Below are 13,100 nucleotides of genomic sequence, written 5' to 3'. Positions count from 1 at the left end.
GGGCCCTCAGGCCATGCCGAGGCTGGTCGCGAGCCCGGTGCGCGAGCGGATCCCGAGCTTGCGGTAGACCCGGGAGAGGTGCCACTCCACGGCCTTGACCGTGACCGTCAGCTGGCCCGCGATCTCCCGGTTGGTGAGGCCACCGGCGGCCAGCGTGGCCACCCGCGCCTCGGCGGCGGTCAGGGCGGCGAGGGCCTCGGCGAGCACCGGCCGGGCCGGCTCGCCGATCCGGTCCAGCAGCCGGCGGATCCGGCCCTGCAAGGGGTAGAGCTGCTCGCGGCCGGCGTACTCCTCGGCCGGGCGCAGCAGGGTCAGCGCCTCCGCCGCCCCCTCCGGCCCGCCGGAGAGGATGAGCACGCCCGCGAGGTCGGTGTCGAGCTGTGCGGCCAGCCGCGCGGCGGGGGTCGTGGCGAGCACGGCCCGCGCCTCGCGCAGGGTGCGCTCCTTGTCGGCGCGCATGTCGACGGTGGCCAGCGCACGGTGCCCGAGCGCGACGGCGTACGGCGAGCCGGCGGCCCGCCCCAGGACGAGCTGCTCCTGCGCCAGGTCGACGGCCTGGGACGTCCGCCCCAGGCGCACCGCGGCGAGCGCGGCCTCCGTGCGCCACGGCAGCAGGGCGGGGTCGTCGTCGTTCCCCACGAGCACGCCGGCGCGCAGGTGGTGGTCGGCGGCCAGCTCTGCGTCGCCGAGCGCGGCGGCCAGCGAGCCGCGGCCGAAGTGGGCGCACGCCCCGGTCAGGCCGGGCCGGTCGAGCAGCGGGCCGAGAGCCTCCGCGTCGTCCATGGCGGGCCCGAGCTCGCCGCGGGCCAGCCGGCAGTCGACCGCCGCCGTGAGGAGGGCGGAGCGGTCCAGGTCGCCCAGCCCGTCCCAGTCCTCCCGGGCGGCCTCCAGGTGCGCGAGCGCGAGGCCGACCTCGCCGGCCCGTGCGTGCGTACCACCCAGGGCGACGTGGGTCTGCGGTGTCTGGATCCCGTCCCGAGCCGATGCCAGGGCGGAGCCCGCCTGCGGCGTCAGCATGGGTGAAATCCTAGGAACTACCGCCCGGCCGGGTGCCCGGAACGGCCGGAACGGGCCCAGCGGTCCAGAGCGGTCCAGATGGGTCGCCGTGGAGGGAACTTCCTCAGGGCGCGCGCTTCAGCAACGCCGTCCGAGATGGGCGAGCAGCCGCTGCGCGGAGGGCGCACCGGGGTCCACCGCGCGCGCCCGGGCGAACCGGACGCCGCGGTCGGCCGGGCCGACCACGGCGTGCGCGACGGGCAGCAGCGCCCGTGCGAGGGCCTCAGGGACCGGTGCTGGCGACCCGGTCGCCTGCCCGACGTCCCACCCGTGCACGGTCACCTCGAGCGCCGCGGTCGCGACCAGCAGGCCGCTGCCGAGGTCGACCCGGTCGCGGGCCGGTGGCCGGACGGCCAGGACCACGTCGCCCGGCGCCGGTCCGCTCCAGGCGCCGAGGAGCGCGCACGCCTTCTCCTGCAGCACCGCGACCCGACCCGCGGCCGTCGCCCCGCCGCGGACCTCGACCGCGCCGCCGGCCGCCTCGGCGAACGCGTCGAGCGCGTCCTCCATGTGGGCCAGCAGGTCGGCGAGCGTCCAGGCCTCGCACGGGGTCGGCCGGCCGAGCAGACCGTCGTGCACGGTCGACAGCCGGCCGCGGGTGTAGCCGAGCGCCCGGTCGAGCAGCTCGACGGACCCGCCGAGCGTCGCGGTCACCGCTGGGTCACCGAGGAGCCGTGGCGGGCGCGTGGTCGGCGGGCAGGCGGTCGGGGAGGCCGAAGGTGGTGAAGAGACTCGCGTCGAAGAACGCGGTCACGTGACGCACCCGGTCACCCTCCAGCTCGAGCACCTGCAGCTGGAAGGGCACGAAGTCGCCCGACGGTGTGCGCATGTAGAGCCCGTACGCCGGCTGGCCGTTCGCCTGGGTCGGCAGCATCGGCATGTCGTGCGTGCCGCCGGGGCACTCGTTGCCGATCAGCCAGCCGATGGCCTCGCGGCCGCGGAACCAGCTCGTGAACGGCGGCATGTCCCAGGTCGCCTCGGCCGTGAGCAGGCTGACGATCGAGTCGACGTCCTTGCGCCAGAACGCGTCGACGTACCTCTCCAGGAGCCGCTGCTGGTCCGGGGTGAGGTCGGCCTCGACCGTGTCCTCGGTGAGACCGCGGTCCGCGAGCTGGGCGTGCGCGCGCTGGAGCGCGGAGTTGACCGCCGCCGTCGTCGTGTCGAGCGCCTCCGCGACCTCGGCGGCCGACCACCGCAGCACGTCGCGCAGGATCAGCACCGCCCGCTGCCGCGCCGGCAGGTGCTGCAGGGCGGCGACGAACGCGAGCCGGATCGAGTCCCGCTCGGCGACGACCACCGAGGCGTCGGGCACCGGCTCCAGCCAGGCGATCTCGTGGTTCTCCTCCAGCGCATCACCGGCCATGGCATCAGGGGTGCCCAGCCCGGCGGGCAGCGGGCGCCGCGGCCGGCCCTCGAGGTTGGTCAGGCACACGTTGGTGGCGATCCGGTAGAGCCAGGTGCGCACCGAGGAGCGGCCCTCGAAGCTGTCGGCCGCCTTCCAGGCGCGCAGGAAGGTCTCCTGCACCAGGTCCTCGGCCTCGTGCACGGACCCGGACATCCGGTAGCAGTGCGCGAGCAGCTCGCGCTCGTAGCGTTGGGTGAGGGTCGGGAAGTCGTCGAGCTCGGTCCCGAGAGTGTGGTCGAGTGTCATGGCTCCTCCAGTCTGCCTCCAGGGGAGACCGGCGTCGACCACGGAACTCATCGGTCCTGCAGCGGACCTGCGTCACCGGTGCGCGAGCGCGACCTCCAGGGCCCGGCGAGCGGCGGGCTCGGCGAGCTCGCGGTCGGCGGGCACTAGGCCCACGCGGGTCCGCCGGTCGAGCAGGTCGCCGACGTCGGCGGCACCCTCGTGGGTGACCCCGAAGAGCAGCTCGGCGAGCGTGACCGGCACGGTGGGTGCGACCGGGGCGAGCAGCTCGTCGTCGGTGAGCCCGCTGACCTCGCGCGCCGACTCCAGGACGAGGGCCGCGTCCGTGCCGTAGCGACGGACCAGCCGCGCCGGGAGCTCGGAGGCGGCCAGCTCCGCTCGCGACGCCGCCCCGAGCAGGGGCAGGGAGCGGGTGCGGCACGCGCCGGCGGCCAGCCCGCCCTGGGCGACCGCCGCGTCGACGGCATCCTCGGCCATCTGGCGGTACGTCGTCAGCTTCCCGCCCACGATGGTCACGACGCCGGTGGGGCTGGTGAGCACCGCGTGGCGCCGGGACAGGTCCGCGGTCGCGCCGTCGCCGCCCTCGTGGCCGAGGTCCAGCAGCGGCCGCAGCCCCGCGAACGCGCCGACCACGTCGCTGCGGTGCAGCTGACGGGAGAACGCGGCCGAGACGACGTCGAGCAGGAAGCCGACCTCGGGCTCGGACGGCTCGGGCACGTCGGGGACCTCGCCGTCGGCCGGCTCGTCGGTGAGGCCGGCGTACACGGTCCCGTCCGGCTGGGGCAGCACCATCACGAAGCGGTTGGTCTCGCCGGGCACCGGGCAGAAGACCGACATCGTGAGGCCCGGCAGCGACTCCTGGCGCAGCACCAGGTGGGTGCCGCGACTGGGGCGCAGGGTGATCCCGTCGACCAGCTCGGCGGCCCAGACGCCGGTGGCGTTGACGACGGCCCGAGCGGTCACCCGCTGGGTCGCTCCGGTCAGTTCGTCGCGCAGCTCGACGCCGGTGCCGGTCGCCTCGAGCACCCGGGCGTGCGTGTGGACGTGGGCGCCGAGCGCGGCGGCGGTGCGGGCGACGGTGACGACCAGGCGGGCGTCGTCCTCGAGCTGGCCGTCCCAGGCCAGCATCGCGCCGCGCAGGCCGCCGGGCCGCAGGGCGGGGACGAGCTGCAGCGACTCGGTCACCGACAGGTGCCGCGGCTTGGGCAGGGTCTCGGCGTCGGTGCGGGCGCCGCGGCGCAGCAGGTCGCCGGCCCACAGGCCACCCCGGGTGACCGCGGTCTGCAGCCGGCTCACGTTCGAGGCCAGCGGGACGAGCATCGGCATCGGGTGGACCAGGTGCGGAGCCGTGACCTCCATCAGGATGCCCCGCTCGACCGCGCTCTCGTGGGCGACGCCGACCTGGCCCTTGGCGAGGTAGCGCAGGCCGCCGTGCACCATCTTCGAGGACCACCGGGAGGTGCCGAAGGCCAGGTCGTGGGCGTCGACGGCGAGCACCGAGAGGCCGCGGGACACCGCGTCCAGGGCGACGCCGGCGCCGGTGATGCCGAGACCGATGACGACCAGGTCGACCTCGCCCGGCGCTCCGGTGAGGCCGGCCGTGATCCTGGTCGCCCGGGTGCTGGTGTGGGTGCTGCTGGTGTGCGTGGTGCTGGTGCCGGTCATGGCTGCAGGCTCCTCGTGAGCAGGTGGGTGAGCTCGGCGTCGAGCTGCTCCTCGCTGACCCGGTCGTCGACCATCGTGTGCGCCGACAGCACGAAGCCGTGGGCGGCCAGCAGCAGCCCGCGGGCAATGGCGACCGGGTCGCCGGACCGGACGACGCCCTCGCGCTGGCCGGCGGCCACCGAGCGCGCCACCAGGTCGAGGATCGCGTCCTGCGACCGGCCGCGCCGCGAGAGCAGGTAGGGCAGGAGGAGCTCGGGGTCGAGCTCGACGATGCGCACGAACAGCTCGTTCTCGCGCAGGCGCTGGACGGTCCCCACGATGTCGCCCACCAGCCGGTCGACCGTGGGGGCGGCCGGGTCCTCGGCGGCGACGGCGAGGGCGACGACCTCCCCCCACTCGCGGGTCATCAGGTCGGCGAGCAGCTGCGGCATGTCCGCCCAGCTGCGGTAGATCGTCATCCGCGAGACCCCGGCCCGGCGGGCGACCTCGGTCAGGGTGGTGCGCCGCCAGCCGACATCGAGGATGCAGGCCCGCGCCGCGTCCAGGTAGGCGCTCTCGCGGTCGCTCTCCCGCTCGGGCGGAGGGTCGGCGTTGTGACGAAGTGACGTCATGTGTCACAGTGTAACGCGTGAGCCAGCAGAACGTGAGCCGCCAGGACCTGCCGGAGCAGACCGAGATGCACCCGACCCGCTGGGGCGACCCCGCCCGCGCGCGGCCGCTCCCCGACGAGGCCCGGGGCCTGGTGGAGATGGTCTTCGGCGTCGACGACCGACCCGCCGTCGACGAGGCGCCGCTCGCCCCACCGACCGTCGACGCGGCCGCCCTGGCCGACCTGCGGGCGGCGGTCGGCGACGCGCACGTCCGTACTGACGACGCGACCCGGCGGTTGCGCACGCGCGGGAAGTCGACGCCGGACCTCCTGCGGGCGCGGGCCGGCGACCTGACCGACGCGCCGGACGTCGTCGTCCGACCCGGCGACCACGACGAGGTCGCGGCCGTGCTGGCGGTGGCCGCCGCCCGGCACCTCGCGGTGGTGCCCTTCGGCGGAGGCACGGCGGTCACCGGAGGCCTGGTCGCCCGCCGGGAGGGCTTCGGTGGGGTGGTGAGCCTCGACCTGGTGCGGATGAAGCGGCTGCTCGCGGTCGACCACGTGTCGATGACCGCGGTCCTCGAGCCGGGCCTGCGCGGGCCCGAGGCGGAGGCGCTGCTGGCGGCGGAGGGCCTGACGCTCGGGCACTACCCGCAGTCCTTCGAGTACGCGACGATCGGCGGCTTCGCGGCCACCCGGTCCAGCGGCCAGTCCAGCGCGGGCTACGGCCGCTTCGACGCGCTCGTGGTCGGCCTCACCGTCGCCACCCCGGTCGGCCGCATCGACCTCGGCACGGCGCCGGCCAGCGCGGCGGGACCCGACCTGCGCCAGCTCTTCCTCGGCTCGGAGGGGACGCTCGGCGTGCTCACCGCCGTCACCGTGCGGGTGCGCCGGCTGCCGGCGGTCAAGGTCTACGAGGGCTGGCGGTGGCCGTCGTTCGCCGACGGTGCGACCGCGATCCGAACCCTCGCGCAGGCCGGCCTGCTGCCGACCGTGGTGCGGCTCTCCGACGAGGCGGAGACGGCGATCAACCTCGCCGACCCCGGTGCGATCGGGGGCGCGGCCGACGCGGGGTGCCTGATGATCACCGGCTACGAGGGCGAGCCCGCGGCGGTCGAGGCCAAGCAGGCGGCCGTGACGGCGGTGCTCACCGGCCTCGGCGGCACCCCCGCCGGCACCGCGCCGGGGGAGAAGTGGGCCGCGGGACGCTTCGACGCGCCGTACCTGCGCGACTCGCTGCTCGACGCCGGCGTGCTGGTCGAGACGCTCGAGACGGCGACGTTCTGGTCGAACCTCGACCGGCTCTACACCGACGTCAAGGCCGCGCTCACCGCCCACCTCGGCGAGCCGGCGCTGGTGCTGTGCCACATCTCCCACGTCTACGAGACCGGCTGCTCGCTCTACTTCACGGTGGCGGCCACCGAGGGCGACGAGCCGCTGCGCCGCTGGCAGGAGGCCAAGTCGGCCGCCTGCGACGCGATGATCGCGGCCGGGGCGACCATCACCCACCACCACGCGGTCGGGTGGGACCACAAGCCCTGGTACGCCCAGGAGATCGGGCCGGTCGGGGTGTCGGTCATGCGTGCGGTCAAGCACGCGCTGGACCCCGAGGGCATCCTCAACCCGGGGGTGCTGGTCCCGTGACCGCCGCCGAGGACCGCCGGTCCTTCACCTTCCTGGTCAACCCCACGTCCGGCGGCGGCGCCGCACCCGGCGCCGTGGTGCCGGTCGCCCGGCAGCTGCGCGAAGTGGGGGCGAGCGTCGACGTGACCTACTCGCCGGGGCCGCACGCGATGGCGACGCTGGTCGAGGAGGCGGTCGGCCGCGGCGACGTCGTCGTGTCGGTCGGTGGCGACGGGATGCTGTCGTCGTTGGCCGGGCTGGTCGCCACCCACGGCGGGACGCTCGGGATCGTCCCCGCCGGGCGTGGCAACGACTTCGCCCGGATGCTGGGTCTCCCGGACGAGCCGGAGGAGCAGGCCCGGGTGCTGCTCGGCGGGGAGGAGCGCCTGATCGACCTGCTCGCGGTCACCGGCCTCGGGACGCAGCGGCGGACGGTCGCCGGGTCGGTGTACGCCGGCGTGGACGCCCGCGCCGCGGAGATCGTGGACCGGGCCCACTGGTTGCCGCGCTCGCTGCAGTACCCCTACGCGGCGCTGCGGTCGCTCGCCACCTACCAGCCCGGGCACTACCGGGTGAGCGTCGACGGCACCGAGCACGAGTACGCCGCCGCGACCGTGGTCGTCGCCAACTCGGCGTACTACGGCTCGGGCATGCAGATCGCGCCGTCCGCGTCGGTCACCGACGGCGTGCTCGACGTGGTCGTCATCGAGGCCGCCTCCCGGATCGCGCTGATGCGCTCCCTGCCCAAGGTCTACGACGGCGAGCACGTCCACCTGCCCGAGGTCACCGTCCTCACCGGGTCGCGGGTGGAGGTGTGCGGGACCGCCCGCTCGCCGATCCCCGTCGGCGCCGACGGCGAGGGCCTGGGCCCGCTCCCCGGCCTCACCGCCGCCCCCGCGGTCGTCGAGGTCCTCCCCGCCGCCCTGCGGGTCCTCGGCTGACCGTTGAGTTGGGGGTTGTGACCCGTTGAGTTGGGGGTTGTGACCCGTTGAGTTGAGGGTTCGGACCACGAGCGTGGTCACAACCCTCAACTCACGTGGTCCGAACCCTCAACTCAACGGTGCAGCGCCCAGACCATCAGCTCGGTGGGGACGGCCGCGGTGACCGTGAGCCCCTGCTCGTCGGTGATCCGGAAGGCGTCGCCGTCGGCGAGCGGCTCGGCCAGCGACGAGCGGGTCAGCGCACCCCCGGCCACGAAGACGTGGAGCAGCGGCGCGTCCGGGAGCGTGACGGTGTCACCGGCGCCGAGCCGGGCCACCAGCAGGGCCGCGCGGCTGCCGACGGTGACGACCGGTGAGAGCCGACCGGGGTCGAGGTCGGCATCGGTGAGCGAGTACGCCGGCGGCGTACCCGGCTCGTCCGGCGTCAGCCACGCCTGCACGAAGCGCACCTGACCCTCGGGGCCCGCGATCTCCGAATGCGTCACCCCCGACCCGGCCGAGAGCACCTGCACCTGGCCCGGTCGCACGACGGTGGACCGTCCCTCGGAGTCGGCGTGCGCGAGCGACCCCGACAGCACCCAGGTGACGATCTCGACGTCGCGGTGCTCGTGGTCGGGGAAGCCCCGGCCGGCCTTGAGCCGGTGGTCGTCGTGGCAGACCAGCGGACCGAAGGAGACGTTCTCCGGGTCGTAGTGGCCGCCGAACGAGAAGGAGTGGCGGGTGAAGAACCCGTCGCCCCGGTCGAGGTAACGGTCGGTTCCCCGGCGGATCTCGACGCTCACCGGCAGTATTGTGCCCGTGCCTCTCCCGCAGCTCCCGCCCGGCTTCCGCTTCGGCACCAGCACGGCGGCGTACCAGATCGAAGGTGCCGCGACCGAGGACGGCAAGGGTCCGAGCATCTGGGACACCTTCACCGCCGAGCCCGGCCGGATCGTCGACGGCACCACCGGCGCGGTCGCGTGCGACCACTACCACCGGTACGCCGAGGACGTGGCGCTGATGAAGCGGCTCGGTGCGGGGGGCTACCGGTTCAGCGTGTCGTGGCCGCGCATCCAGCCGACCGGCTCCGGCCCCGTGAACGCGGCCGGGCTCGCGTTCTACGACCGGCTGGTCGACGAGCTGCTGGCCAACGGCGTCCAGCCGATGCTCACGCTCTACCACTGGGATCTCCCGCAGGCCCTCGAGGACGACGGCGGCTGGCTGAACCGGGACACCACCGAGCGGTTCGCCGACTACGCCGCGATCCTGGGCGAGCGGTTCGCCGACCGGGTCGAGCACTGGATCCCGGTCAACGAGCCCAACGTCGTGATGATGATGGGCTACGGCATCGGCGTCCACGCACCCGGCAAGGCGCTGATGTTCGACTCGATGCCGGTCGCCCACCACCTGCTGCTGGCCCACGGCCGGGCCACCGTCGCGCTGCGCGCCGCCGGCGCCACGTCGGTGGGGTGCGCGAACAACCACGCCCCGATCTGGCCCGCCTCGGAGGACGCGGCCGACGTCGGCGCGTCGAAGCTCTTCGACGCGCTGTGGAACGGGATGTTCACCGAGCCGATGCTGCTGGGCCGCTACCCCGCGGACCTCGAGCCGCTCTTCGAGGGCGTGCTGCGCGACGGCGACCTGGCCACCATCCGCCAGCCGCTCGACTTCTACGGCGTCAACTACTACAACCCCCACAAGATCGGCGCCGCCGACGAGGGCTCGGAGATGCCGTTCGAGTTCCGTGAGCTGGTCGGCTACCCGACGACCGACTTCGGCTGGCCGGTCGTGCCCGACGCACTGCGGGAGATGCTGATCCTGATGCGGGCGCGCTACCGCGCGGCGCTGCCGCCGATCTACATCACCGAGGGCGGCTGCTCCTACGGCATGGGCCCCGACGAGCACGGCGTCGTCGACGACCAGCCGCGCATCGACTACCTCGACGCCCACCTGCGCGCCGTCGCGACCGCGGTGCAGCGCGGCGTCGACGTCCGTGGCTACTACACGTGGTCGCTCATGGACAACTTCGAGTGGGCCGAGGGCACCACCCAGCGGTTCGGCCTGGTGCACATCGACTACGAGACCCAGCAGCGCACGCCGAAGCGCTCCTTCCAGTGGTACGCCGACGTGATCGCCGCCCAGACCCGCTCGATCGGCTGACCGCCCGGCGTCGGTGAGGCTCAGGCGGCGCGACCCAGGCCGCGCACCGTCCAGCCCGCGGCCCGCCAGGCCTCGGCGTCCAGCTTGTTGCGGCCGTCGATGACCTGTCGGCTGCGCACCGCGTCGCCGAGCACGCCGAGGTCGACCTCGCGAAACTCCGGCCACTCCGTCAGGTGCAGCAGCAGGTCGGCGTCGCGCGCCGCCGACAGCGCCGTCGGCGCGTAGTCCAGGGTCGGGAACAACGCCCGGGCGGTCTCGTTGGCCTGGGGGTCGAAGACCGAGACGATCGCCCCGCGCAGCTGCAGCTGGCCGGCGATCGAGAGCGCGGGGGAGTCGCGCACGTCGTCGCTGTCCGGCTTGAACGCCGCCCCCCAGATCGCGATGCGCGAGCGGGCCACGTTGCCGCCCAGCATCGTCGTCGCGATCTGCACGACCCGGGTGCGCTGACGCAGGTTGATGTCATCGACCTGGCGCAGGAAGGACATCGTGTCCTCCACCCCGAGCTCGCCGGCCCGGCTGAGGAACGCCCGCACGTCCTTGGGCAGGCAGCCACCCCCGAACCCGACCCCCGCGTTGAGGAACTTCCGTCCGATCCGCTCGTCGTGCCCGATGGCGTCGGCCAGGTCGACCACGTCCGCGCCCGCGGCCTCGCACACCTCGGCGACCGCGTTGATGAAGGAGATCTTGGTGGCGAGGAACGCGTTCGCCGACACCTTCACGAGCTCGGCCGTGGCGAGGCCGGTGACGACGACCGGGGTCCCGGTCGCGGTCACCGGCGCGTAGAACTTCCGGAGCGCGGCCTCCGCCCGCTCGGACGCGACGCCGAAGACCAGCCGGTCGGGGCGCAGCGTGTCCTCGACCGCGAAGCCCTCGCGCAGGAACTCCGGGTTCCACGCCAGCTCGGCGTCCACGTCCGGTGCCAGCTCGGCCAGGCGGGCCGCCATCCGGGCGGCGGTCCCGACCGGGACGGTCGACTTGCCCACCACCAGGGCGCCGTCGGTCAGGTGCGGGGCGAGGCCCTCGACCGCGGCCTCGACGTGCCGGACGTCGGCGGCCAGCCCGTCGTGGCGCTGCGGGGTGCCGACGCAGACGAAGTGGATGTCGCCGAAGGCGCCGGCCTCGGCGAGGGAGTCGGTGAAGCGGAGCCGGCCCGAGGCGACATGGGTGGCCAGCAGGTCCGCCAGGCCCGGCTCGTAGAACGGGACCTTGCCCGAGGCGAGGGCCTCGCGCTTGGCGGGGTCGATCTCGACGCCGAGCACGTCGTACCCGAGCTCGGCCATGCTGGCTGCGTGGGTGGCGCCGAGGTAGCCACATCCGATGACGGTGACGTTCACCCGGCAAAGTCTAGTAGATCAATTAAATTAATGCGGAACTGAGTCGGCGCGTCGCCTCGCGGACCCGGTCGGCGCTCGTGGCGAGGTTGAGCCGGACGTGACCCGCGAGCCCGGGCTGGTAGTCGCGGCCGGGGCTGACCCGCAGCCCGTGGGCGAGCGCTGCCTCGGCCGGGTCGGCGACGCCGTAGGCCCGCAGGTCGACCCAGGCGAGGTACGTCGCCTCGAGCGGGCGCATCCGGGCGCCGGGGAGCGCCGCGGGGAGGCTGTCGGCGAGCACTCGCCGGTTGCCGTCGAGCCGCTCGAGGAGCGCGTCGAGCCAGGCGTCGCAGTCGCGCCAGGCCACGACGCCGGCAGCGATCCCCAGTGACGACCAGGTGTGCTGGGCAGGCACCGGCAGCGCGCGGACCCGCTCGCGCTCGGCCTCGTTGAGCAGGACCAGCTGGGCGCCGTGGACCGCGGGCATGTTGAACGACTTCGACGCGCTGGTCACCACGACCGCCCGCGGGTCGACGGTGAGGTACGGCGTGAACCTCGCCCCCGGCAGGGTCAGCGGGGCGTGGATCTCGTCGGCGACCACGCGGACGCCGTACCGCCCGGCGAGATCGGCGAGCGCGGCGAGCTCGTCCCGGGACCACGCGCGGCCCAGCGGGTTGTGGGGGTTGCACAGCAGGTAGGTGCGGGCGCCGGCGGCGAAGGCGCGCTCGACGGCCGGCAGGTCGAGCGACGCCTGCGTCGCGTCCGGGTCGAGGTCGAGGGTGACGAGCTCGCGCCCGGCGACGGCGACGACGTCGCGGAACGGTGGGTAGCACGGCTGCGGCACGACGACGGGCCCGGCCGGGCACAGCGCCTCGAGCGCGAGCCGGATGCCGCCCATGACGGACCCGGTCGGCACGCACGCGTCGTCGGGAAGCTCCCACGACCAGTGCCGCCGGGCGAAGCCGGCGAAGGCGGCGCCGAGGCCGCCGTCGCCGAACGCGGCGTAGCCCGCGCCGCGGCGCACCGCCTCGACCAGCGCCTCCTCGATCGGCTCGGCCAGGCGCAGGTCCATCTCGGCCACCCAGGCCGGGAGCACCCCCGGCGCGACCTCCCCCCACTTGAGCGGGAGGGCGGCGCGAGCCTGGTCGTCGGTGAGGTCCCGGAGCACGGGTCCATCCAACAGCAGTCCAGAAATCGACGGAACGCGTCGCGGGAGCGCCAGGAGCCCTACGATTTCGGCATGCGTCTGCGTGGATCCCTGCTCGTTGCTGCCGTCCCCCTCCTCTTCGCCGCTGCGGCGTGCGCCCCGGCGTCCGACAGCCCGGCGGCGACCGACTCTGCCTCCTCCGGCAGCTCCTCGCCCACCGGCGACCAGTGCGCGGTCGACAACCTCGCCCTGAAGACCCCGGGCCAGCTCACGGTCGCGACCGACTCGCCGGCGTACGACCCGTGGTTCCAGGACAACGACCCGAGCAACGGCAAGGGCTACGAGTCCGCGGTCGCCTACGCCGTCGCGAAGCAGCTGGGCTTCACCGCCGACCAGGTGACGTGGGTCAAGGAGCCGTTCAACAACTCCTATGCGCCGGGGCCCAAGGACTTCGACTTCGACATCAACCAGATCTCGATCACGCCCGAGCGGGCCCAGAAGGTGACCTTCTCCGACGGCTACTACACCGCGTCCCAGGCGCTCATCGCGCTCAAGGACAGCCCGGTCGCCGACGCGACGAGCCTCAGCGACCTCAAGGACTACAAGCTCGGCGCCCAGACCGGGACCACGTCGCTGACCGCGATCCGCGAGGACATCCAGCCGACCCAGCAGCCGCTGGTCTTCCAGAACACCAACGTCGCCAAGCAGGCCCTGCTCAACGGGCAGGTCGACGCGATCGTCGCCGACCTGCCGACCGCCTTCTACATCACCGCGGTCGAGATCCCGAAGGGCACGATCGTCGGTCAGTTCCAGCAGCAGAGCGGCACCCCGGAGGAGTTCGGCATGCTCTTCCAGAAGGGCAACCCCCTGGTCGACTGCGTCAACCAGGCGCTGGCGACTCTGAAGTCCGACGGCACCCTGGACCAGCTCGAGCAGAAGTGGCTCAGCCAGACCGTGAACGTCCCCGTCCTCCAGTGACCTG

The 13,100-nt window shown here is 74.1% G+C and carries 12 protein-coding genes; 4 read left to right on the top strand and 8 right to left on the bottom strand.

Annotated features, from left to right (window positions below):
* Positions 1-6: 6 nt before the first annotated feature.
* From ACILRH_RS00920 to ACILRH_RS00900, 5 genes are all read right to left on the bottom strand, one after another.
* On the bottom strand, positions 7-1,017 hold the full coding sequence (locus ACILRH_RS00920; protein WP_395690252.1) for a LuxR C-terminal-related transcriptional regulator: 1,011 nt from the start codon (positions 1,015-1,017) through the stop codon (positions 7-9).
* Between the two features lie 117 nt (positions 1,018-1,134).
* On the bottom strand, positions 1,135-1,710 hold the full coding sequence (locus ACILRH_RS00915) for a TIGR03086 family metal-binding protein (RefSeq protein WP_395690251.1): 576 nt from the start codon (positions 1,708-1,710) through the stop codon (positions 1,135-1,137).
* Between the two features lie 7 nt (positions 1,711-1,717).
* Positions 1,718-2,707 carry a sigma-70 family RNA polymerase sigma factor gene (locus ACILRH_RS00910; RefSeq protein WP_395690250.1) on the bottom strand — a complete coding sequence of 330 codons (990 nt, stop codon included), beginning with the start codon at positions 2,705-2,707 and terminating at the stop codon, positions 1,718-1,720.
* A gap of 72 nt (positions 2,708-2,779) precedes the next feature.
* On the bottom strand, positions 2,780-4,369 hold the full coding sequence (locus ACILRH_RS00905) for a glycerol-3-phosphate dehydrogenase/oxidase (RefSeq protein WP_395690249.1): 1,590 nt from the start codon (positions 4,367-4,369) through the stop codon (positions 2,780-2,782).
* Positions 4,366-4,980, bottom strand: a complete 615-nt coding sequence (locus ACILRH_RS00900; protein WP_395690248.1) for a TetR/AcrR family transcriptional regulator — start codon at positions 4,978-4,980, stop codon at positions 4,366-4,368. The genes ACILRH_RS00905 and ACILRH_RS00900 overlap by 4 nt, the downstream gene beginning before the upstream one ends.
* A 17-nt stretch (positions 4,981-4,997) precedes the next feature.
* On the opposite strand from ACILRH_RS00900, the gene ACILRH_RS00895 reads away from it, so the two are divergent.
* Together ACILRH_RS00895 and ACILRH_RS00890 are read left to right on the top strand one after the other, a co-directional pair.
* On the top strand, positions 4,998-6,602 hold the full coding sequence (locus ACILRH_RS00895) for an FAD-binding oxidoreductase (protein ID WP_395690247.1): 1,605 nt from the start codon (positions 4,998-5,000) through the stop codon (positions 6,600-6,602).
* The gene (locus ACILRH_RS00890) at positions 6,599-7,522 is read left to right on the top strand and encodes a diacylglycerol/lipid kinase family protein (protein ID WP_395690246.1); all 924 of its coding nucleotides are present in this window, start codon (positions 6,599-6,601) and stop codon (positions 7,520-7,522) included. Before ACILRH_RS00895 ends, ACILRH_RS00890 begins: the two co-directional genes overlap by 4 nt.
* 113 nt (positions 7,523-7,635) lie before the next feature.
* Here ACILRH_RS00890 and ACILRH_RS00885 read toward each other — a convergent pair whose 3' ends face one another.
* On the bottom strand, positions 7,636-8,304 hold the full coding sequence (locus ACILRH_RS00885; RefSeq protein ID WP_395690245.1) for a pirin family protein: 669 nt from the start codon (positions 8,302-8,304) through the stop codon (positions 7,636-7,638).
* A 16-nt stretch (positions 8,305-8,320) separates the two neighbouring features.
* Between ACILRH_RS00885 and ACILRH_RS00880 the strand changes: the two genes are divergently transcribed.
* A complete protein-coding gene (locus ACILRH_RS00880) occupies positions 8,321-9,661 on the top strand; it encodes a GH1 family beta-glucosidase (RefSeq protein WP_395690244.1) in 1,341 nt (446 codons plus the stop codon).
* A 20-nt stretch (positions 9,662-9,681) separates the two neighbouring features.
* Here the strand turns inward: ACILRH_RS00880 and ACILRH_RS00875 are convergent, their stop codons facing one another.
* Both ACILRH_RS00875 and ACILRH_RS00870 read right to left on the bottom strand, forming a co-directional pair.
* Positions 9,682-10,995, bottom strand: a complete 1,314-nt coding sequence (locus tag ACILRH_RS00875) for a UDP-glucose dehydrogenase family protein (RefSeq protein WP_395690243.1) — start codon at positions 10,993-10,995, stop codon at positions 9,682-9,684.
* A 22-nt stretch (positions 10,996-11,017) separates the two neighbouring features.
* Complete coding sequence (locus ACILRH_RS00870; protein WP_395690242.1) at positions 11,018-12,139, bottom strand: MalY/PatB family protein; 1,122 nt, start codon at positions 12,137-12,139, stop codon at positions 11,018-11,020.
* Between the two features lie 72 nt (positions 12,140-12,211).
* Between ACILRH_RS00870 and ACILRH_RS00865 the strand changes: the two genes are divergently transcribed.
* Positions 12,212-13,096: an ABC transporter substrate-binding protein gene (locus ACILRH_RS00865; RefSeq protein WP_395690241.1), complete on the top strand. Its 885-nt coding sequence runs from the start codon at positions 12,212-12,214 to the stop codon at positions 13,094-13,096.
* Positions 13,097-13,100: the final 4 nt, after the last annotated feature.

Origin of the sequence: Nocardioides sp. (assembly GCF_044226765.1) — a bacterium.
Classification (GTDB): Bacteria; Actinomycetota; Actinomycetes; order Propionibacteriales; family Nocardioidaceae; genus Nocardioides.
The sequence above is the reverse complement of the archived record's forward strand: the minus strand, read 5'-3'. Positions and strand labels throughout refer to the sequence as shown.

Coding starts and splice junctions, on each gene's coding strand:
- ACILRH_RS00865 (WP_395690241.1), top strand. CDS start 12,212: ATGCGTCTGCGTGGATCCCTGCTCGTTGCTGCCGTCCCCCTCCTCTTC.
- ACILRH_RS00900 (WP_395690248.1), bottom strand. CDS start 4,980: ATGACGTCACTTCGTCACAACGCCGACCCTCCGCCCGAGCGGGAGAGC.
- ACILRH_RS00905 (WP_395690249.1), bottom strand. CDS start 4,369: ATGACCGGCACCAGCACCACGCACACCAGCAGCACCCACACCAGCACC.
- ACILRH_RS00910 (WP_395690250.1), bottom strand. CDS start 2,707: ATGACACTCGACCACACTCTCGGGACCGAGCTCGACGACTTCCCGACC.
- ACILRH_RS00920 (WP_395690252.1), bottom strand. CDS start 1,017: ATGCTGACGCCGCAGGCGGGCTCCGCCCTGGCATCGGCTCGGGACGGG.